The sequence below is a fragment of the Kosakonia beeri genome (assembly GCF_054165705.1).
This window is the reverse complement of the sequence record NZ_CM135106.1, coordinates 221,404-242,842: the sequence shown is the minus strand read 5'-3', so window position 1 is coordinate 242,842 and position 21,439 is coordinate 221,404. Positions and strand designations below refer to the sequence as shown.

12 protein-coding genes are annotated in these 21,439 nt (G+C 56.1%); 2 read left to right on the top strand and 10 right to left on the bottom strand.

Features of this window, described 5'->3' with window-relative positions; translation table 11 throughout:
• Positions 1-185 precede the first annotated feature (185 nt).
• A complete protein-coding gene (locus ACUY4S_RS01100; protein WP_312689988.1) occupies positions 186-1,502 on the top strand; it encodes an MFS transporter in 1,317 nt (438 codons plus the stop codon).
• Positions 1,503-1,535: 33 nt separating this feature from the next.
• Here the strand turns inward: ACUY4S_RS01100 and ACUY4S_RS01095 are convergent, their stop codons facing one another.
• Both ACUY4S_RS01095 and pdeH read right to left on the bottom strand, forming a co-directional pair.
• The gene (locus tag ACUY4S_RS01095) at positions 1,536-3,572 is read right to left on the bottom strand and encodes an AsmA family protein (RefSeq protein WP_458023391.1); all 2,037 of its coding nucleotides are present in this window, start codon (positions 3,570-3,572) and stop codon (positions 1,536-1,538) included.
• A gap of 64 nt (positions 3,573-3,636) precedes the next feature.
• Positions 3,637-4,407: a cyclic-guanylate-specific phosphodiesterase gene (pdeH, locus tag ACUY4S_RS01090; protein ID WP_312689992.1), complete on the bottom strand. Its 771-nt coding sequence runs from the start codon at positions 4,405-4,407 to the stop codon at positions 3,637-3,639.
• 231 nt (positions 4,408-4,638) lie between these two features.
• Between pdeH and kdgK the strand changes: the two genes are divergently transcribed.
• Complete coding sequence (gene kdgK, locus ACUY4S_RS01085; RefSeq protein WP_312689994.1) at positions 4,639-5,568, top strand: 2-dehydro-3-deoxygluconokinase; 930 nt, start codon at positions 4,639-4,641, stop codon at positions 5,566-5,568.
• A gap of 84 nt (positions 5,569-5,652) precedes the next feature.
• On the opposite strand, the gene ACUY4S_RS01080 is transcribed toward kdgK, so the two are convergent.
• The 8 genes from ACUY4S_RS01080 to bcsQ form a co-directional block, all read right to left on the bottom strand.
• Entirely contained in the window at positions 5,653-7,146 is a 1,494-nt protein-coding gene (locus ACUY4S_RS01080) for a M16 family metallopeptidase (protein WP_458023392.1), read from the bottom strand.
• 218 nt (positions 7,147-7,364) lie between these two features.
• The gene (locus tag ACUY4S_RS01075; RefSeq protein ID WP_312689998.1) at positions 7,365-8,651 is read right to left on the bottom strand and encodes a dicarboxylate/amino acid:cation symporter; all 1,287 of its coding nucleotides are present in this window, start codon (positions 8,649-8,651) and stop codon (positions 7,365-7,367) included.
• A 157-nt stretch (positions 8,652-8,808) separates the two neighbouring features.
• Positions 8,809-10,815 carry a biofilm formation regulator HmsP gene (hmsP, locus tag ACUY4S_RS01070; protein WP_312690000.1) on the bottom strand — a complete coding sequence of 669 codons (2,007 nt, stop codon included), beginning with the start codon at positions 10,813-10,815 and terminating at the stop codon, positions 8,809-8,811.
• Positions 10,816-11,037: 222 nt separating this feature from the next.
• Positions 11,038-14,535: a cellulose synthase complex outer membrane protein BcsC gene (gene bcsC / locus ACUY4S_RS01065; protein WP_458023393.1), complete on the bottom strand. Its 3,498-nt coding sequence runs from the start codon at positions 14,533-14,535 to the stop codon at positions 11,038-11,040.
• Positions 14,517-15,626, bottom strand: a complete 1,110-nt coding sequence (gene bcsZ / locus ACUY4S_RS01060; RefSeq protein ID WP_458023394.1) for a cellulose synthase complex periplasmic endoglucanase BcsZ — start codon at positions 15,624-15,626, stop codon at positions 14,517-14,519. The genes bcsC and bcsZ overlap by 19 nt, the downstream gene beginning before the upstream one ends.
• Positions 15,626-18,043, bottom strand: coding sequence for a cellulose biosynthesis cyclic di-GMP-binding regulatory protein BcsB (gene bcsB, locus ACUY4S_RS01055; protein WP_312690007.1), 2,418 nt, complete (start codon positions 18,041-18,043; stop codon positions 15,626-15,628). Before bcsB ends, bcsZ begins: the two co-directional genes overlap by 1 nt.
• A gap of 10 nt (positions 18,044-18,053) precedes the next feature.
• Entirely contained in the window at positions 18,054-20,672 is a 2,619-nt protein-coding gene (gene bcsA / locus ACUY4S_RS01050; RefSeq protein ID WP_312690009.1) for a UDP-forming cellulose synthase catalytic subunit, read from the bottom strand.
• Positions 20,669-21,433 carry a cellulose biosynthesis protein BcsQ gene (bcsQ, locus tag ACUY4S_RS01045; RefSeq protein WP_312690010.1) on the bottom strand — a complete coding sequence of 255 codons (765 nt, stop codon included), beginning with the start codon at positions 21,431-21,433 and terminating at the stop codon, positions 20,669-20,671. Before bcsQ ends, bcsA begins: the two co-directional genes overlap by 4 nt.
• Between the last annotated feature and the right edge of the window lie 6 nt (positions 21,434-21,439).

The window sequence follows — 21,439 nt, the reverse complement described above, 5'->3', positions numbered from 1 at the left end:
CAAAAACCAGTTTTATTCACTAATTTTTAAAATGTGTGAAGCATTTCATAGAAGATAAATCTCGGGTCTGAAAATTATCCGCTTTTTGCCTGTTTTTTGGTCGGCCCGCCATTTTGTTACAGATTGAAATGTCGCTTTTGCTGTGACTAATATGGTCGTTCGTTCGCCAAAAATAAGAAAATTCTATGCAAGCTACAGCTACAACATTAGACAATGAGCAGGAAAACCCACCGGTAAACTCACGTAATAAAGTCGTCGTCGCCTCTCTGATTGGCACCGCCATCGAATTCTTCGATTTCTATATTTACGCGACCGCGGCGGTCATTGTTTTCCCGCATATCTTCTTCCCGCAGGGCGATCCGACCGCGGCGACACTCCAGTCGCTGGCCACCTTCGCTATCGCGTTTATTGCCCGCCCTATTGGTTCGGCAGTATTTGGTCACTTTGGCGACCGCGTTGGCCGTAAAGTCACCCTCGTTGCGTCACTGCTGACGATGGGGATCTCGACCGTATTGATTGGCCTGCTGCCAGGTTATGAAACGATTGGCGTCATGGCGCCGCTGCTGCTGGCGCTGGCCCGTTTTGGCCAGGGCCTGGGGCTGGGCGGTGAATGGGGCGGCGCGGCGTTGCTGGCGACAGAAAATGCGCCACCGCGGAAACGCGCGCTGTATGGCTCCTTCCCGCAGTTAGGCGCGCCTATTGGCTTCTTCTTTGCCAACGGTACTTTCCTGCTGCTCTCCTGGTTGCTGACCGATGAGCAGTTTATGAGCTGGGGCTGGCGCGTTCCGTTTATCTTCTCCGCCGTGCTGGTGATTATTGGTTTGTATGTGCGTGTTTCACTGCATGAAACGCCGGTTTTTGCCAAAGTTGCCGCCGCGAAAAAACAGGTGAAAGTGCCGCTGGGTACGCTGTTAACCAAACATGTACGCGTTACGGTGCTGGGCACTTTTATCATGCTGGCGACCTACACCCTGTTCTATATCATGACCGTTTACTCGATGACCTACAGCACCTCACCGCAGGGACTGGGCCTGCCGCGTAACGAAGTGCTGTGGATGTTGATGCTGGCGGTCATTGGTTTTGGCGTGATGGTGCCGGTTGCGGGCTTGCTGGCGGATGCGTTCGGGCGCCGCAAAAGCATGGTGGCGATCACCGCAATGATCATTGTGTTCGCGTTGTTTATCTTCCCGCCGCTGCTCGGTTCCGGTAACCCGGTGCTGGTTATGGCATACCTGTTGATTGGCCTGAGCCTGATGGGGTTAACGTTCGGACCGATGGGGGCGCTGCTGCCGGAGCTGTTCCCGACAGAAGTGCGTTACACGGGGGCGTCTTTCTCTTACAACGTCTCGTCGATTCTTGGCGCGTCTGTTGCTCCTTACATCGCCACCTGGCTGCAGGCAAACTACGGTCTGTTTTATGTGGGGGTTTACCTGGCAGCGATGGCAACATTAACGCTGCTGGCGCTGCTGCTGACCCACGAAACCAGGCACCAGTCGCTGTAATGCGTTCGCCCTCTCCGGAGAGAGGGCGATAACTTAGCGCTTCATCTGCGACAAAATGGCCTGACATTGATTTTGCTCGCCTTCTGAAGGCGAGATCAACGCCAGCAATGCCGCCGCCGGCGTGACCAGCGTCGCCAGCGCTGCGGCCACCGCACCACGCGCAATTAACGGCCCGGCTTTAACGCCCGCCTGCGGATTTTTAAAGCTGCCGCGCACATATAACGGCGAGCGCAGCGTCACAATCCGCACCCCTTTACTTTCCGGATCGATGGTCAAATCCAGCTGTTCAGAGGCGAAACGGGCAGTCCCGGTGATGTTAATCAGCGCGTTTTCCGTGTCAAAAGCGAAAATCTGCGGGCGCGCCACGCCCTGCACCAGGTCCAGATTGGCGGCTGCGCAGTTTACCCGCACTTCATCATCGCCGAAGATCTGCCCCACTACGTAGTTCCCCACATTCAGACCGAGGATCTCCATCAGGTTGCGGCTGACCAGACCGTCGTTCATTAGCAGTTTCACATTGCCGTTGCTTGTGCCGAGCAGCGCCGCCACCGAATTGCCCACCCCGCGAATATCGGCATCGCCGTTCATCTCGCCGAGCGTTTTTTGCATCAGTTCAACGTTGGGCATCAGTTCTTTAAGCTTCAGCCGGCGCGCCTGAATTTCCGCCCGTCCCTGCATCGGCTTTTTGTCGCCTTCAAGATGAACAGTGGAAGAGATGGTGCCCCCCGCCAGGCCAAACTTCAGTGGCTGCAGGCGCAGGTCGGCATTTTTTAACATCACGTGGGTGGAGAGATCGCTAATCGGCAGGGTTGAACCATGCTCAATACGGCGACCTTTAAAGCGCACATCGGCATCCATCACGTTCCATTTATCGGTTTCAAAGCGATCGTAGGGCAACACTTTGTCCGCCGGTTGTGGTGAGCTTTTATCTTTATTCGCCACCGTGCCTTTGCCGGAATCCACGCCAATCAGCGGCCCCAGATCGGCCAGCCGTAACTGACGTGATTCAACGTCCCCTTCCAGTTTCGGACGCGGCTTGCCAGTGGTGTAGCGCAGCGTACCGTGAATATCGCTGGCGCCAATGTGGCCATTGAAATCACGGTAATCGTACTGGGAGCTTTTTTCGTTATCGAGCTTCGCCACCAGGTGACCATCGGTTTCAAACGGTGGCGTATCCGGGAGCAGCACGCCGGTGAGGTCATACAGATCGCCAAGCGAATCACCGCCGAACTTCAGTTGCAAGTCAACGCCGCCCATCTTCAGCGGATCGGTTACCGTGCCGACAAACGCCACGCGGGTATTACCGGAACGAAAATCTGCCTGTACCGGGAAGGGGGTGTCATCACCGCGCAACGCCAGCATACCGCCGATCTTCCCGGAACCAGAGAGCGGTTGGCCGTTGTAGCGCCCCTTCGCCGTCAAGCCAAAAACATAATCGCCCGCTTTCACTTTCGCATCACTGTTACCGGTGACTTCGCTAAATGGCAGCGGTTTACCCAACGGATCGACGAGGATCGTTATATCGGAGCGGGTGACGCTATCGTCAATGACGATACGTCCGCGATCAAAAAGAATATTGTCGAGGCGGAAAGACCAGCCTGAAGGCTGCGCATTTGCGTCTTTGTTACCGTCGCTGGCGAGGGTAAATGTCCAGTTATTGAGGGTGTCTGAGCGACGGATCAGCCGGGCATCCGGTTGCTGGAGTTTGACCCAGGGCAGATAAACAGTTTTGGTCAGCAGTGAGAGCGGAGCCAGCGTGGCTTCCACGCGCGGCAGATGCACCATCGTGACTTCGGGAATATCCGGCGGGTTGCCAAGCATAATGTCATTGGCGTGAATATGCGGCCATGGTACCCAGCTACGCCAGCCTGGCTCTTCTTTTTGCCGTTCCCAGACCACGCCCAGATCGCCACGAATGGCAAACGGACGATTCAGCTCGACGGAGACTTTTTCATTGATGGTAGGTTTAAGGCGATTCCAGTCGAATGTGGCGATGATAATAATGGCAACCACAATCAGCAGCAGTAGCGTTGCAACGATGGCAATGATCGCTTTACTCGTTTTTGTCATTGTGCCTTTCCTTTTTAAGCCTTGCTTTCATAAAGATAGCTGAGGCTCAGGGAAAGGGCGGCGATTACAGTTCGAGTATCACGTGTTCAAGTCGGGTTAACGGAACCGGGCGAGAGAGAAAATACCCTTGAGCGGCAAAAGCGGGAGAGTCCTGCACATCACGCCACTCTTCCAGCGTTTCAACCCCTTCGACAATCACGCCCTGACAATAGCGGTTCATTAACTGCAACAGCAACGTGAACAAATTCTGCCCTTCCGGGGTTTTGCGCAGCATGATAAACAAGTCACGCGCCACTTTGATGTAGTCGTACCGGACTTCGCTCAGCGCAGAGAAATTCGCCATCCCGGTACCAAAGTCATCAAGCCACAGCGGACCGATTTCGCTAATTGAAGCGAATGTTGAATCCTGCGGCAATCGAATATGTTCAACCAGTTCAAAACGGATCCACGGCAGCGATTCCACCAGTGACATCAACTCATCTACCTGGCGCATTGCCAGCAGGGTCGGGCCATCAACATTCACCGACGCCAGCACATCGTTTTCGGCAAAAAATGCCTTTTGTTCCGCCAGCAGCGCCACTTGTTCATATACCACTTCCACGCGCTGACGCACCGGGACTTCTGAAAAGTAACGGTCCGGAGCAATGCGGGTTTCTGGCTGCGAGGGATGGGTAACAATGGTCAATACTTCAATAGCCATCAGGCGTCCATCTGTTTTGTAGATGGGCTGATAAGTATAAGCACGTTCGCATTGCAGCCAGTAACGCCGTTCCTGCAAGCTTTCGATGCTCGCCTCAGGAATACTGAGTTGCTGGATGACCTGCTTTAACTTCATTTCTGCTGTCCTGTCGATGGGATGACCTGGAAGAACTCGTCAAAGGGTTATCGGCGCTCCGTCTGATAACTTTATGTTCATGCAGGTTGCAAAATTAAAAAACGACACGGCGGAATATGCATGGAATACGCTTTAGCTCAAAAAAATACTGGAACGTTGTTTTAATATAGTTGACCACGAAACACCCACAACGCACACTATCGTTAATTCATCTGATTCAGGTTCACGACTATGTCCAGGAAAATTGCCATCATTGGCGAATGCATGATTGAGCTGTCACAAAAAGGCGACGATGTTAAGCGTGGCTTTGGCGGCGATACCCTTAACACCTCCGTATATGTTGCGCGCCAGGTCGACCCGGCGGCCCTGTCGGTGCACTATGTTACCGCGCTCGGGACAGACAGCTTCAGCCAGCAAATGCTGGGAGCCTGGCAGAGTGAAAAGCTGGATACCCGCCTGATTCAGCGAATGGAAAACCGTTTACCGGGCCTGTACTACATCGAAACCGATGAAACCGGCGAACGTACCTTTTACTACTGGCGTAACGAGGCTGCAGCGAAATTCTGGCTGGAGAGTGAGCAGGCAGACGCCATCTGCGAAGAGCTGGCGACCTTCGACTATCTCTATCTCAGCGGCATCAGCCTGGCGATTTTAAGCCCGAACAGCCGCCAGAAGTTGCTGTCATTGCTGCAGGAATGCCGCGCCAACGGCGGCAAGGTCATTTTTGACAATAACTATCGCCCGCGTTTGTGGAACAGCAAAGAAGAGACGCAGCAGGTATATCAGCAGATGCTGGCCTGCACCGATATTGCCTTCCTGACGCTGGATGATGAAGATTTGCTGTGGGGCGCTAAACCGGTAGAAGAGGTCATTGAACGTACGCAGCGCGCGGGCGTTGAGGAAGTGGTGATCAAACGCGGCGCAGACTCCTGCCTGGTTGCTATTACCGGTGAAGCGATAATTGAAGTACCGGCCGTGAAATTGCCGAAAGAGAAAGTGATTGATACAACGGCGGCGGGCGACTCCTTCAGCGCGGGCTACCTTGCCGTGCGTCTTACCGGGGGCGACGCCGCAGCAGCGGCGAAACGCGGCCACTTAACCGCCAGTACAGTGATTCAGTATCGCGGCGCGATTATTCCGCACGAGGCCATGCCAGACTGATTTTGTGCGTACGCACAGCAGTTATCGTGACGTACTCAAAACAAAAGGCCCGTATAAGCGGGCCTTTTTCATATCATGAGCAGATCATTGCTGCGGTGGAATATCTGAGACATCCGAATGGGTGTCATCGGCGGCGGCGGGCGCAGCAGACGCATCCGCGGGTGCCATCACGCCTTCCCACGTCGCCTGCAGATCCTTCATATTGAATTCCGGTTCCCCTTTCGGCTGCAGCAATATTAACGCCATATCCTGCGACAGTTGCTGATGCAGATCCCGGTTCAACATTTCCGGCGTCAGGCTTGCCAGGAACGCCTGGCGCAGTTTCTGATACTGTTCCGGGGCGATGTCCACCACCTGGTTTTGCAGCGAGCGCATTCTCTGGCTGATCAGAATGTCGGTCCCCGTGCGAGCATACGTGGCAAACAGTTTCTGTAATTCAAGGCTCTTCTGCGCAATCAACGCCTTGAACTCCTCTTCCGGCAACCCTTTTTCACGCACTTTCGCCAGTTCCCGGGCAATAACGCCTGCATTAGCATTCAGCTTGTCGTTCGGCGAATCGACATTAATGGCGCACTGGGCGCGCTGGAAAAGCACCCGGCATTCAAAGCTCAGGCCAATGTCTTTGGTGTTGTTGCGGGTCAGGTTTTGCTGAATATGCCAGAATAGCGCCTCGCGCGCTAAGTCCGCACGCCAGTAACGCTCCAGCGCCGAAGACTCACGGATCGGCTGCCAGGGCGAGTCCCACATAATCGACAACCGATCCTGTGTGACCGCGTCGGTCATCAGGCTTACCGGCTGGCGCGGCAGCGGCGACAATGTCGGCACCGGCGCAGGCGTATGGCGTTTCCCTTCCAACTCACCGAACGTCTTATTAATTTGCTCGGCGATAGCCCGGCTATCCACGTTGCCGACCACAATCAGTGTCATCGCGTCCGGGGTGTACCATTTTTCATAAAATGCTTTGACCTGTTCGGCATCAACCGGATCTTTTGGCGCATCGGAGGGGTCATGCGCCAGCAGTGCGGAGCCTTTCAGACGGTACCGCCACGCGTTGTCTTTGGTGTCGGCAGGCCAGGTTGCGACCACATCATTGCTGGCCAGCGCATGGCTGACCGTTTCGGGTGTGATAGTGAGCTTACCGGCGGCGTCGGCCAGCCAGACCAGCGCTTCTTTCAGGAGATCGCTGCGGTTATTCGGCAGGCTCAGGCTGTATTGCGTAAAGTCGTAAGAGACGACAGCCGGAGGCAGTGGGTGCTTCGGATCGATGCCCTGCTGCCATAAAGAACGTACCTGCGCCGGTTCAAGTCGACCGCTATGGGTCAGCGCGATACGGGGAATAAAATGGTTGAATCCGCTCTGTTGTGTGCTTTCGGAGAGCGAGCCGGTATCAATAGACAGACGAATTTCAATACGATCGCTGGGGCGCTGCGGCGTGGCTAACACTTGCCACTTAAAACCATTCGCCAGTGTCCCTTGTTGCCACGCCGGGTCTGGCTGGAGCGCATCTGCCTGCACATAACCGACAGCCGCCAGCAACAGCAAACCGCCTGTTAACAATCGAATTTTTGTGCCCTGCATGTGAACCCCTAATCAACATTCCTGGTTAAAAAGTTAGCCCTCCAGGAGGAGGTCGAAAGATACATAAAAACACTTCGCTTTTAGACCACAAGAAACGCAAAACGTCTCACTGCGAAGTGAATTATCCCGAAAATTCATCATGAATGGCGTCGGTATCTGGGGGGATTATGCGCAGAAGCCCGCAGCCCGACAAGGGACTGCGGTCATAAGTAGTGAAATTATGAGGAAATTTCGTGGGTTTTCGTGCTGTCAGCACGATTATTCAGCGTATCGACGAGCTGTTTTTGGTCCAGCTCTTTCACCCATTTTGCGACGAAGATTGTCGCTACACCGTTACCGACCAGGTTGGTTAACGCACGCGCTTCAGACATAAAGCGGTCGATACCCAGGATCAGCGCAAGGCCCGCCACCGGCAAATGCCCAACCGCAGACAGCGTGGCCGCCAGCACGATAAACCCACTGCCAGTCACCCCGGCAGCGCCTTTCGAGGAGAGCAGCAGCACCACCAGCAGCGTAATTTGATGGAAGATATCCATCTGGCTATTCGTCGCCTGCGCGATAAAGACCGCCGCCATGGTCAGGTAAATGGAAGTACCATCCAGGTTGAAAGAGTACCCGGTCGGAATAACCAGCCCCACCACCGATTTGCGGCACCCCAGGCGTTCCATTTTCTCCAGCATACGCGGCAGCGCGGATTCAGATGACGACGTACCGAGCACAATCAGCAGCTCTTCACGGATATACCGGATAAATTTGAAGATGCTAAAGCCGGTTGCCCGCGCGATGCCACCCAGTACGACCACCACAAACAGAATACAGGTTACATAGAAGCAGATGATCAACTGACCGAGTTGCACCAGCGTGCCAACACCGTATTTGCCAATGGTGAATGCCATTGCGCCGAAAGCACCAATCGGGGCAAGACGCATGATGAAGTTGATGATACCGAAGATCACCTGCGAGAAGCTTTCAATGACGTTGAAAATCAACTGGCCTTTATGGCCAAGGCGATGCAACGCAAATCCAAACAGCACAGCAAATAGCAGCACTTGCAGAATGTTGCCGCTGGCAAATGCGCCGATCACGCTGGAAGGAATAACATCAAGCAGGAACGCAATGACCCCCTGCTCTTTCGCCTGTTCGGCGTAAACAGCAACCGCTTTGGCGTCCAGCGTTGCGGGGTCCACGTTCATGCCCGCGCCGGGTTGCACCACGTTAACAATCACCAGGCCGATGATCAGCGCCAGCGTACTGACGATTTCAAAGTAAAGCAGCGCAACGGCACCAGTACGTCCCACCGCTTTCATGCTTTCCATGCCCGCGATGCCGGTAACAACCGTACAGAAGATGACAGGGGCAATGATCATCTTGATAAGCTTAACGAAGCCATCACCAAGCGGCTTCATTTGCGCGCCGAGTTCAGGATAGTAATGGCCAAGCAGGATACCGATAGCAATCGCCGTCAGAACCTGAAAGTAGAGACTTTTAAACAAAGAGGTTTTCATAAGGTGTCCTTGGATTAAACCTCAGGCTTAGTGGGGATTTTTACCTAGCCTGCGATTTAAAAATAACACCCGTCAAACATGACAGAAATAAACTTACATCATTTCTGAAACAACAATGTTAAAAAGTTTGAACTGACTCGCACAAGCCCATAACAATTTATTGTTTTTCAGCCTTATCCGTCGCGGCGAAATAGTGGCCTTCGAAAACCTCCGGCGTGGTCGCGCGGGCAAATAAAAAGCCCTGGGCCACATCCACACCCGCCTCTGCCAGCCAGCGTCGCTGCGCCTCGTTCTCCACCCCTTCGGCGATAATCTCCAGCCCGAGGCTGCGCGCCATGTGAATAATGGCCGACACCATGCTGCTGTCCTCCGGCAACCCTTCGACAAACAATTTGTCGATTTTCAACACATCCACGGGCAGCGACTTCATGTGTTGCAACTGACGCAGCCCGGCATACCCCATGCCGAAATCATCCAGGGCGATGCGCACCCCGGCATCACGCAATGGGCGAAGGATCGCGACCGCAGCCTGCGGATCGTCAATACGGCGGCTTTCGGTCACTTCGAGAATCAGGGTATTCGGTGCAATACGGTAGCGATGCAGTAATTCAAGCATGTCTGGCACCATATTTGGGTGCAGTAGCTGCAAGGCAGAAAGATTGACCGACAACGGCAGCATAATCCCGCGGGATTGCCACGCCGACAACAAACGGCAGGACTCTTCCAGAACCCAGTAGCCAACATTTATCATCAGGCCGCAGGCTTCCATGCGCTCGATAAGCCCGTCTGGCAAATCCCAGCGATTATCCGCTTGCTGCATACGCAGTAACACTTCGGCGCTCACCAGTTTGCCGGTCGTCATATCCACTTGCGGTTGCAGCCAGACGGCGAATTTGCCCTCATCGAGCGCGGTCAGAATATCGCTCTCCTCGGTTAAGCGCTGCTGCGCCAGTTCCATCTGCTCAGGGTCGAAAAATTGGATCTGGTTTTTGCCTTTGCGCCGGGCATTACGCGCTGCCGAAACCGCACGGCGGTAGAGCTGTTCCGCGTTCACTTCGCCATTGAACATGGCAACACCGATGCTGGCGGTCGGGCGCAGCTGAATTCCGTGCAGCGGCACGCGCTCATTCATAGCAGTGAGCACTTGCTGACCTAGCGTAATGGCATGCCACGGCGCCTTTACACCGTTGGCGATAATGGCAAAATCATAGCCGCTGACCTGCGCCAGTACGCTATCCGGCGACACTACGGATTTCAGCTTCTCCGCCAGCGTCAGCAACAACATCTCACGCTGGTTCTCCTGCAACACACCGGCAGTATCGTGCAACGTTTCGCAGGAGACGATCATCAAGGCCGTGGCCTGCTGGCGGGCAATTGCCTGCTCCAGTAACGCCATCAAAAAGGCTTTGTTCGCCAAACCAGATACCGGGAAATGGGTCGACTGAATATTTAACGCGTCATATTCACGCAACATAATCAGCTGGTTACGGTTGTAGCTACGCACCAGCATGCCAATTTCATCATCATGGTGATGCGCTGGCAGCGCCATCTGGTGGCCAATCCGCTCTCCGGCCGTCAGGTCGTTCAGCTCGCGCGCCATTTTACGCAGCGGATGTATCACCAGCCGGTTAACGCACCAGGAGATCGCCACGGTCAACACTAACCAAAGCAGCAAGTAAGCAGTTACTAACGTTGAGAGCGTACTGATAACAAATTTATAGACGTGCCAGGAATCCGCCTGTAACACCAGATAAGCCAGCGGTTGGGGATTGGCCGGGCGCTCAAGGGAGTAAACAGGCAAGGAGATCTGGATCGGTAATTCGAAGAAGCGAGTGACCATCACCGGCACCGGGCGTTCCGGAATAAAGCGCACCCGCAGCGCCTGGAACTGATTCGGCAATACCACATCTGCGCGACTGACCACACCCGCCGGTTTAATCTGTTTGAGAATGGACTCCGCTTCAGGAATATCCGCCTTCAGAATTGCCGCAGAGAGCGGTTCACGAACAGAACGCGCAATACTTTCCAGTTGCGTGGCCGTGTAATAGCGATTCTGCTGTAAAAAGTGGAACAGCAAAATAACGCAAAAAATAAAAACAAATACCATCGACACGGCAGAAACCATGGCCATCTGTTTAATGGTTAAAGAACGGCTAACACGCAAAATCACTCTCCAGAGATACGATGAGCGCAGAGGAAATAAACGGCGAACTCTGCCGCCAGAGTATACTCGATCGCAACGCGCTTGAGACCAGCAAGCAGGCAGATTGCCTGGCGCTGTGGAAAGCGCAGCAAAAAGGGAGGGTAACGTGTTGAATTTTCGGTGATTCGCTGCCGCGCGCTGAGCCAGCCACGCGGCAGTTTCCCGCCAGGAATTATCTTTTTTTTACCAGTCGGCGTAAGGCATCAACGGTTGAGGCGGAATATCCATGTCACCCTGCCAGCCTGCGCCGGAATAACGGACATAGAGTAATGCGTGGCTTGGGGTATAATCCTTCGCTTGCTGAATGTCCACCCCTGCACCAATAAACCAGTGGGCTGTCACTCTGCGCTCAACCAGCGCCCGCGCGGTATAACCAAAACCGTTAGAACTGCTGGTCGAACCGCCACGATCCTTGTCGGAATACTTCGCGTTGCCGTTGGGGAAGGTTTCGTTATCCGGGATCAACCCCTGCAATGGGTAGCGTTTCGTCCCGGTGGTTCTGGCGTGTGACCAGGAGCCAGAAGCGCCCAATTCCCACGACCAGTTCTCGGTGCGTTTACGCCACGTCACCGGCACCGCAAACGAAACATACTGCTGTGGGCTGTAATAGCCGCCTTGCCCCAGCGTGTACTCGCTCAAATCTTTGTTATAGCGCCACAGCATATTATTCAGGCCGACCGTCAGGCGCTCATTGTCTTTATTGATCAGCTTGTAGTAATACCCGGCCATCAAACGCATACGCCAGTTATCCGCTACGTTTTTGCCGGTCAGGGAATCGATATTGAAACTCGACCAGACCCCATTAGCGTCGCCTTTATCATAACTCACGCTGACACCGCCGCCGGTGGCGCGCACGCCGCCCCAGGTGGTACCGGTATTGGTATCTTTCTGGCCGCCAAACGCCAGCAACGAGCTTGAGATAGCGCGACGATGGACATTCACCGTGTAACCGAGCGGACCGATATCGCTGCTGTAACTCAGCCCCCCGACAATGTCGACCACATCGAAGCCCGTTGGCGTGGTGCCGATATCGCCAGCCCAGGTTTCATTTTGCCAGCCCGCCGCAAAGCTTGCGCCACTGGAACTCTGATGTGTGTTGCCGCTACAGGGCGTTGCGGAACAGGTTCCCCAATTAGGGTTGTAAGTACCGTCGGTGGTGGCAAAGCTGCCGACATTCATATTCACCACATCGGTGCGCAAGAACACCCGCCCGTCGGACAGCGGCGCATCCACCTGCAACATGGTGGTGTGCCCTTTCAAATCAGAGTAACCGCCGGTGCCGCTCGAATCGGAATATTCATGTTGCAGCGTGACATTGAGATCTTGCTGACGATAGAGCTCCGCCGCATCGCTGCGCACGCCGCGCTTCAGCCAGTCATCTTTTGTCTCTGTACGCGTCAGGCGCGTATAGGCATCGTTATCAGTCGGACGGCGGGTCGCAATGCCTGCCGCCACCATCGCATCTTTGTAGGTATCCAGCGCCTGTTGTGGCTCGCCCTGTTGCCGCTGGAAGCGGGCGGCGTCACGCAATACCAGCGCACTCTCCATTGAAGGCGGCTGCGATTTCGCCTGCGGCACGATAGCCGCAAAGGTTTGCTGCGCGCTGGTGGTATCGCCCAGCGATGCCTGCACCAGTGCCAGCCGGCGCTGTGTGTTGATGGATGGCGGCGCTGCAGGTGTGGTGGTTTGCAGTTTCGCCAGCTGCGCGCGCGCTGCCATGACGTTGCCCCCGGCGGCATACAGCTCCGCCAGGCCGAGCAGAGCATCGTCGTTATTTGCATCCCGCGATAACACCTGCTGATAGTAATATTGTGCAGAGGCGCTGTCGCCACGCTGTTGCGCCCAGTCGGCGCGAGTCAAATCAATACGGGCGGTAGCCGGTTGCTGCGCCAATAGCGCCAGCGCCTGATCTTCATGCCCGCTGTCGCGCAGACGATTGGCGTTTTCCATTACCCGGTTGGTTTGCAGCCGCTCCGCCAGTTCCTGAATATTGCTGTTCCACTGATCCTTCGGCAGACCATTAAGATGGTTCAGCGCCGCCAGTTCCTGATTATTTCCCGAGAGATAGAGCGCGTAGGCATACACCTGCTCCGCATCGCGCGGTTTCAGCGCCACCAGTTGGTGCATCTGCGCATCGGCTTCGTGTTGCCTGCCCGACTGACGCAAATCACTGGCCAGACGGTAGGTGATCCACACGCTGCCGGGGTCAAGTGCCAGCCGCTGGCGCTGCAGCTCTGCCGCCTGCGCCCACTGACCTTTGTTTTCAAGCGCTTCCGCCTGCTGCGCCAGCTGATCATTTTTCAGCCCACGTTCAATGTCATCAATGCTGCGACGCTGACTGGCCGTCAGGGATTGAATAAAGCTGGCGGCTTTTTCCGGCGACTGGGCGCGGTAAATATTCGCCAGCCCACGCACGGCATTACTGTTACCGCTGTCCATGCGCAACGCCTGGCGGTAAAAACGCTCTGCTGCTGCGCTATCCTGACGGGCTGTCGCCACATCGCCCAGACCGAGTACCGCGTAACTGTCGCTATTATCAATCCCACGCGCCTGGGTGTAGTAACGCTCCGCCTGCGCGGGATTTTTTGCTTTCAGCGCCTCGTCACCCTGCTGGATCAGCAGCCAGTAACGGTTGGTTTGCAGCAGGCTATCCCACTTGCTGCGGCTTCCACTGGTGGGATCCATAGCGATGGCTTTTTCAAACTGCGCCACGGCGCGTGCGCGATCGCCGCTTTGTGAATAGGCCTGTCCAAGCGCGCCAACGGCTTCACTGTCAGTATGATTGGCGTTAACCGCCTGCTGAAGTTCGCCAATCGCTTTTTTACCCTGACCGGCATCGACCGCCGCCAGCCCTGTCGCGCGTGCCCGAAATGCCGGGTCCGCCAACTGCTGTTGCTGAGCCGCAAGCTGGCTGCGGGCCGCATCCACCGTATCGCCAGAACTGAACACCGCGAGAAAGTTTTGCAGCGCTTTCACACTGGCATCGCTCACCGGCATGCCCTGAATTTGCTGGTACCAAAGGCTTGCCGCCGCATCACGCCCGGCTCCAGATTTAGCCATCTGTTGCAACACCGCGTAACCCTCCGCGCTGCGGCCTTCGCCAAACAGCAATTGCGCCAGCGAGCCTTGCAGTTGCACGTTCCCGGGGTTAGCGGCGTTCAGGGTTTTCAGTTGGTTAATGGCTTCACTGCGACGCGCCGGCACTTTCGCCACCAGCGACCAGTACTCTACCGCCAGATCGCCATCCGGCGGGTTGCCTTTAAACAGGGCATCGTAGGCGGCAATGGCTTCCTGCGTATGGCCAGTCGTCGCCTGCAACCGCGCCTGTTGCAGCGCCTGACGCCCCTCCGCCGTAGAGAGCGCCATCGTGGTGACAGAGGATTTATATGCTCTGGAATTCGCCGCCAGGTGCTTCATACGATCGAGCTGTTTTTGCGCTCCGGCCTGATCGCCCTGACGCAAAAGATAACGAAAACGGGCGGCAACGACTTCCGGATTGTCCGGATCGATAAGTTCGAGGCGATACAACGACTGACGCACCAGATCTTCACGCTTCGTGGCTTCTCCCAGCCGCACCTGCTCCAGCAATTGCTGCTGCGCCGTGGGTTCGGCTGTTTGCCCGGCGGGCACCAGCGCAAAACCGAGTGAGAGACAGAGTAAACTTACTGTGAACTTGCGCATGCCTGGCCCCAGTCAGGTTGTAACTCACCGCGAGGGGTGAAACGAAAACGGTGCTCATCCCACCCCTGCCCAAACAGAGTGAGAACATAGCTGTAGTAGGCATCATCGCCAGGAAAACGATCGGCGACGATCTGACGTTGTACCGCCTGCGCATCGCGATTTTGCAGAAAGGGCAGCAAAGCGGCGGAAAACCCTACCGGGCCATCACCGCGCACCTGGCCGGTCGCGACATCGACTTTCTCTGGCACCACGCCATTCTTCGCTGTCACTGTCGCCATCGGTTTGAGTCGCTCCAGCAACCGCGCTTTTTGCCCGTCGCGGTCGTGCATCATACCCACCCATAAATAGACACGGATGGCATCGTAGCTGCTTACCAGCGTCTTACCGGGTTGCAACTGCCAGCCTTTGCCTTTTTGATAGCGGACCCAGTCCGGCGAGAAGCCTTTTGGCGCCGTCTCCAGCAACAGGCGAAGGTTGGTTTCGCGCAGCGTTGTCCACGGCGCACCAAAACGGGTGAAATAACTTGCCAGTTGCGGCGGCAAATAGCTGGGGTTAAAACGCCAGCTCGTCGCTTCAGCAAAGCCGACTTTGCCAGGCAACAGCATTGATCCCAGCCCTGGCACGTTGGTCACTTCCTCTTTTGCGATGCGGCTCAATAGCGCCTTGCCGAGCGTGGTATAGCGCGGCTCTTGCCACAACCGCCCCGCTTCCAGCAGCGACCAGGCTATCCACAAATCCGAATCCGCCGCGGAGTTGGTGTCCAGCACGTCCCAGCTGGTGTCCTCTTTCTTTCCCCACAGCCAGGCAGGAAGCCGGGCTGTAAGATCGCCCTGCGCCAGGTTGTTCTGCGTCCAGTCCAGCTGCGTGTCGAATGCCTTGCGGTCGTTGGCGACCAGCGCAAAGAACAGCGCATAGCTTTGCCCTTCCGAGGTGGTTATCTTGCGCGCATCGCTGGGGTCAATGACCCGCCCGCCGTCGCTCATATAAGCCTGTTTAAAGTGTTCCCAGGCTGGCCATGTGCAGGCGGCGCGCGCATTCACCGCCACCAGCACCAGCGCCATGACAACCCAGCGTAGCGCTCTCATGCTCATTACTCGTGATCAGGGTCAAGACGACGACGGCTGATAATGCGCAGCAGACGCCACAGCACCCAGGCCAGCAGCACAATGCTGACCGCCGCCAGCACCGCCAGCAGCACCGGATGGTTTGCCAGCGCATACCAGATGCGTTCAAACCACGGCAAATGCCCCACATAGTAAATATCGCCGACACGCAGACCATCCACGCCGGATTCGCGGATGACGGTGACCGAACCGAAAATCGCGGCGCGTTTACCGCTGTCGTTCATGGCAGTGTTCAGCAATTCATAGCCACGCGGGCTATCCGCCAGCAGTGCAACAACGCTGCGCTGATCGTTATACGGTGACTGGAAGCCGACAATCGCCGCCATTGGCCCCTGCGACGCGACGCCGGTTTGTACATCCGCCCGACGGTCAGCCTCATCCGGTACGATGGAAGGGAATGGCGTCTGGCGCAGCGGCGTTTTCACCCAGCTTTGCGCTGCATCGACAAGCAGATCGACTTTTTTATCATCCTTTAGCTGTGCAGGAATGGCGCCGATGATCATGATGTCGGCATCTTTGTTCTGAATCTGGCTACCGTCGTCAGTGACTTGCACGTTAATGGCCGGGAACCCGGTTTGCGCGCCGATTGCACCCAGAGAATCCAGCAATGTCGATACCTGAGCCGCCGTCGGTTTAGGCGGAGTGACCACAATGGTTTGCGACAGATCAGCCATACGGCTAAACGGGAAACCGGCATTCGCAAAGGCACGCAGATCCGGCATGGCAATAAAGTGATAGTACTTCGAGAAATCGATAGTGGAGTCGTCGCCAATCACGACCCGGTTCGGTACCTGCTGGAAGGTGATGCAGTTTTCAAGAGTACCGCCCGGCATTGGGTTCATATACTGGAAGTCAAAACGCAGCTGGTTGACCGCACCCAGTTTCAGCGCCGGAATAGACACATCGGTTTTACCATCCAGCAGGCCTTGCAATACCGGAAGACGCAACAGCAACTTGTTAGAATCCTGATTACCCAGCAGATTGAAATATTGCAGGAACTGGTTGTTCAGGCTGATATCCATGCGCGAGTTATCTTTGGTCGGCGGCGCGGTGTAGCGGTAATTGAGGTTCATATCAATGCCGTTACTGCGCAGCAGATAGAGGTCCGGCGGCAGGTTCAGCGCCACGTTAATCGACGCCGGCTCCAGGCCGTTGGACTGTAACTGCTCTTCATAGGTTTTCAGCTCGCCAAACGTCACCGGACGATCGGTGCGGATCCAGTTCGGCGCATCGTACGGCTGGCGTGCCAGCAACGGTTTTACTTCATTAACCGTGACCGTATCGCCACGGAAAAGAATATTCCCTTGGGCAATACCTTTCGCCGCCTGCAGCAGATCGTTGTCGTCGCGGCCCATCACCACCAGTAGCTTCACATAGGGGTTATTCGGATGGCTGATCATGCTGACGGTCGGCGCCTTAACAGCAGGCAGATCGCGCAAGAAATCAGGACGCCTGTCATTGGTGGCGAAGACAATGGCATTACGATCTGGCAGCGCGTTGTAACTGACCGGGAAGCGCTGACCACGCCAGCCAGTACGGGACCCAAACCAGGACGCAATGACCGCGGCGGCCTGCTGCTGTGCAATACCCGGCGCATCGGCAAAGACCATCGGCAGATCTAACGCGCGGGTATCACGCTGATCGAAGAACGGCACCGGGAAGTGCGACAAATCATTTTGCACGGCCAGTTTCTGGTAAGTCAGATCCAGCGAACTGCTACGACCAATGTCCAGCCACAGCGTAGTGCTGGCCGGGTTTTCACACACATCACGGTAATGGCCGACAAACTCCAGACGCACCCGGTTAAAGTCGGTGATAAACAGTGGATTGATCGGTACCTGAGCCAGCGTTTTTTTGCCTAACTGCTCTTTCGTTACCGGCAGCACGCCCATCAGTTCATCGTTCAGGTAGACCTTCAGTTGCGACTGCACCGGCAGTAATGAAGGTGATGGCGTGTACTCAAGATTCAGCACGGCTTTTGATACCAGCTCATCGCTGCGCATGCCAAACTCGACGCCTCCGTCCGGGTTAACGCCACGCAGCACCATACTGCCCGGCGGCGGCGCAATCTGTGCAAAGGTCAGCTTCACATCGCGCGAGGGCGCATTTGCCGCAACCACAGGCGCATTCGCGCCCGGCACGCCCGGCATCACCTGGCCGATGACTGGCTGGCCGTTACTGGCCGGCATTTGCCCTTCCGTTGGCGTGGTCGGCGTCAGGGCTTCCGATTGGTTCGGCGTCTGGGTGACAACCGGTTGCGTTGCGGGCGCAACGGTCGGCACGGTGGGCGCAGCAGGGTTCGCGGGTGCCGCAAGGGTCATCATTGGGGGAAGTGCGCTCATCCCCACAGCCACTGCACAAAGCCAGGAAAGTTTTCTTTTCATCGCGTTTTCATCATTGTTGAGCCATAACCGGATCCGGTTGCTGTACCGCCACGTTCCGTGCCGGGCGGCGGGGGATAAAAGACACCACCCATGACACCAGGCCGGTGAGGGCACGGAAAATCATCTTGACTGACGACGGAGCAAATTCCGCGAGATGGCGATAGCCGCGGAAACCCAATTTCAAAATATCAAACAGACTTTCCAGCGGTTTATCTTCCGGGAAACTGTCCTGCCACAACGCCCAGGTATCCGCGCGGGCAAAAGTACACTGCACAAAATCGATATGCTGTTTGGTGGTCAGCGGCATCAGTTGCAAACCCACTTCATTGCCGGAGACACGCGCCACTGTGGTGGGGAAGACATACTCCTGCTGACCGCGTTTGAGCAGCAGGTTGACTTTCTGCCCTTCCAGCACCAGCGCCTGGCCATTAATCTTGATACCCAGCCCGCCGTCGGAGAAGTCATGAACCGTACAGGAGAAGAGGTGACCATCTTCACGGGCAATCGCGGCGGGCATGGAGATTTCCACACGGTGTGCGCGCCGCACCTGTTTACTCTCGACCGATACCGCCACTGCACCGCCGAGAATAATCATGTTGTAGAACACCCAGGCCATACTGACAAAGACAGTGAGGATTTCATTTTCCGGGCCATAGAAATAGCGCCAGATGCCCGCCAGCAAGCCAACCACATTAATCAACACCAGGTAGATATAGGGCCGAGAAATCACCCAGTCGACATACTCTTCTTCCACCAGCCCGCCTTTGGCGGTGACGTTAAACTTACCTTTGTGCGGGTTGAACAGCGCCACCAGCGTGGGTGGCGCGATATACCACGCCAGCACCGTTTCATAGATCTCGCTCCAGAAGGAGTGGCGGTATTTGCCCTGAATTTTTGAGTTGGTCAAGCTGGCGTGGATCATATGCGGCAGCACAAACAGCGCAATCATGATCGCCGGGGCGTAAATGATGTAGGCATGCAACAGCAGAAACGCCAGCGGCGCGGTGAGGAAGATCAGCCGTGGAATGCCCGACAAGAAGTGGAACATAGCGTTGACGTAGCACAAGCGCTGCGCCAGTTTCAGCCCTTTGCCCATTAAGGGGTTATCAAGACGGAAAATCTGCACCATGCCACGCGCCCAGCGAATGCGCTGACCGATATGGGCAGAGAGACTCTCCGTCGCCAGCCCCGCCGCCTGCGGAATGCGCATATACGCCGAGGTGTGGCCCAGGCGGTGCAACCGCAACGAGGTGTGCGCATCTTCGGTTACGGTCTCAACCGCAATGCCGCCGATCTGATCCAGGGGCCCACGGCGTATAACCGCACAGGAACCGCAGAAGAACGTGGCATCCCACATGTCATTACCGTCCTGCACCAGGCCGTAGAACAGTGTGCCTTCGTTAGGGGTTTTACGGAACCGGCCAAGGTTACGTTCAAACGGATCCGGCGAGAAGAAGTGGTGCGGCGTCTGCATCATTGCCAGCTTTTTCTCTTTCAGGAACCAGCCCATCGTCATTTGCAGGAAGGAGCGTGTCGGGACGTGGTCACAGTCGAAAATCGACACGAACTCGCCCTTGGCGTATTTCAGGGCGTTATTAATGTTCCCGGCTTTCGCATGTTCATGTGTGGTACGGGCGATATATTCCACCCCGACGCTTTTAGCGAAGGCGCGGAACTCTTCGCGGCCGCCATCATCCAGGATCCAGATTTTGAGCTTATCTTTCGGCCAGTCGATACCCAGCGACGCATAAATCGTGTTTTTCACCACGTTGAGGTCTTCGTTATAGGTCGGTACGAAGATATCTACCGTAGGCCACTGCGCCATATCTTTCGGCAGCGGAACGGGCTGGCGATTAAGCGGCCACACGACCTGGAAATAACCCAGAATCAGGACAATCCAGGCATAGGTTTCGGCGAACAGCAATACCACGCCGCAGACCAGGCTGACCGGATCGTTCCAGTTCAGGGTGGAGGTATAGCGCCACCAGATATACCGGCAGGAGACGGTGAGCGACAGCACAATCAGCATCAGTGCCGAGAAGCGACCAGGAATGCGCCGCACCAGCAGCGCCACGCCCCACAGCAGCATCAGGAAGACGAACTGCGAAAGCGGGTTAAACGGCTGCGTCACGCACAAGATAGCGAGAACCAGCGAGAAAAAGACGATAACGCCGAGGATCAGGCGGCGCACGTGCGGGTTGATATGCCCCAGCTCTTTTTGGTTATCGAGATGGCCGGTACGCTGTGTAACCCGTTCAGGGAGCGTATCCAGCCAGTGATACCAGCGACCACGTAGCGCACGCGCCCTGGCAAAACGCTTACGGCGGGCGGACTTCGGCGGCCCCCACGGCAGCGTGACTAACAGCCACAGGGTCTGTACCAGGTAGCGCGCCGGATCAAGGGGACGTGGCTTATCGGGGTCAATATGCGGAAACCACAGCTGCTGCTGCGCACGTAATTGCTGCCAGCGCGGGTGCTCCAGCGGAATAAACACCCATGCAAGTATCGCCCAGAAGCAGCCAGAAGCCGCACTGAACCCGGAAGCACCCTGCCGACGATAGTGCTGATAACGCGCGCTTAAGCGCGCGCTGACCGGGGGGATCAGTAACCAGGCGGAGAGGCGACTCATTCCGGGCTCCTTTCCGGCTCGCCGTCGGGGGCGCCTGACCGGGCGTAGTGAAGCAGGCACCAGTTCGCCAGTGTCAGCATCTCTTCTGCCGCCAGCGCGTCGGCGCGATATTCCCCCAGCGGCTGTTTCGACGCCATACTTTCTGCTACCGCTTCATCACGATGGATATACATCGGCAGGATCCGCCGCTGGCTTTGTAACCAGACTTGCCAGAGATCATCCTGCAGCTGGCTGCCGATACGCAGATCATTAATCAGAATATGGGTTCCGGCCGGTAACGCCTGCTGGTGCAAACGCACATGGCAGTTGGTATCCGGCTTCACAATGGTGAGCGTGTGATCGCAATGCTCAATAAACAGACGGGCCAGCGGCGAATAGCCGTGCGGCAAATCAATCAGCACCCATTGATAATGGTGCTGCGTTTTGAGGGCCTGCAGAATAGCCGCCAGTTGGTTGAGTACTTCAGGCAGGCGCTGGCTGTTTTCCCATTCGCTGGTCGTGAGCCGGCCAAAAGGCAGGACATCAAGTTGTGATGTGTAGCGCAGCCCCGCATCGCGCCAGTCCTGGCCATCAAGCACGCTGCGTGCCCAACCGCCGTTGTGCGAGAAATCGACATTAAATGACAGGCGCAGAAGATTATCGGGGCAGGCATCAATGACCAATACCGATTCCCCTAATAATTGCAATGACCAGGCCAGCGCCGCGGTGACGGACGTCGTGCCGACGCCACCGCGAATCCCCTGTAGTCCCAAGATGGCCATTCAGGC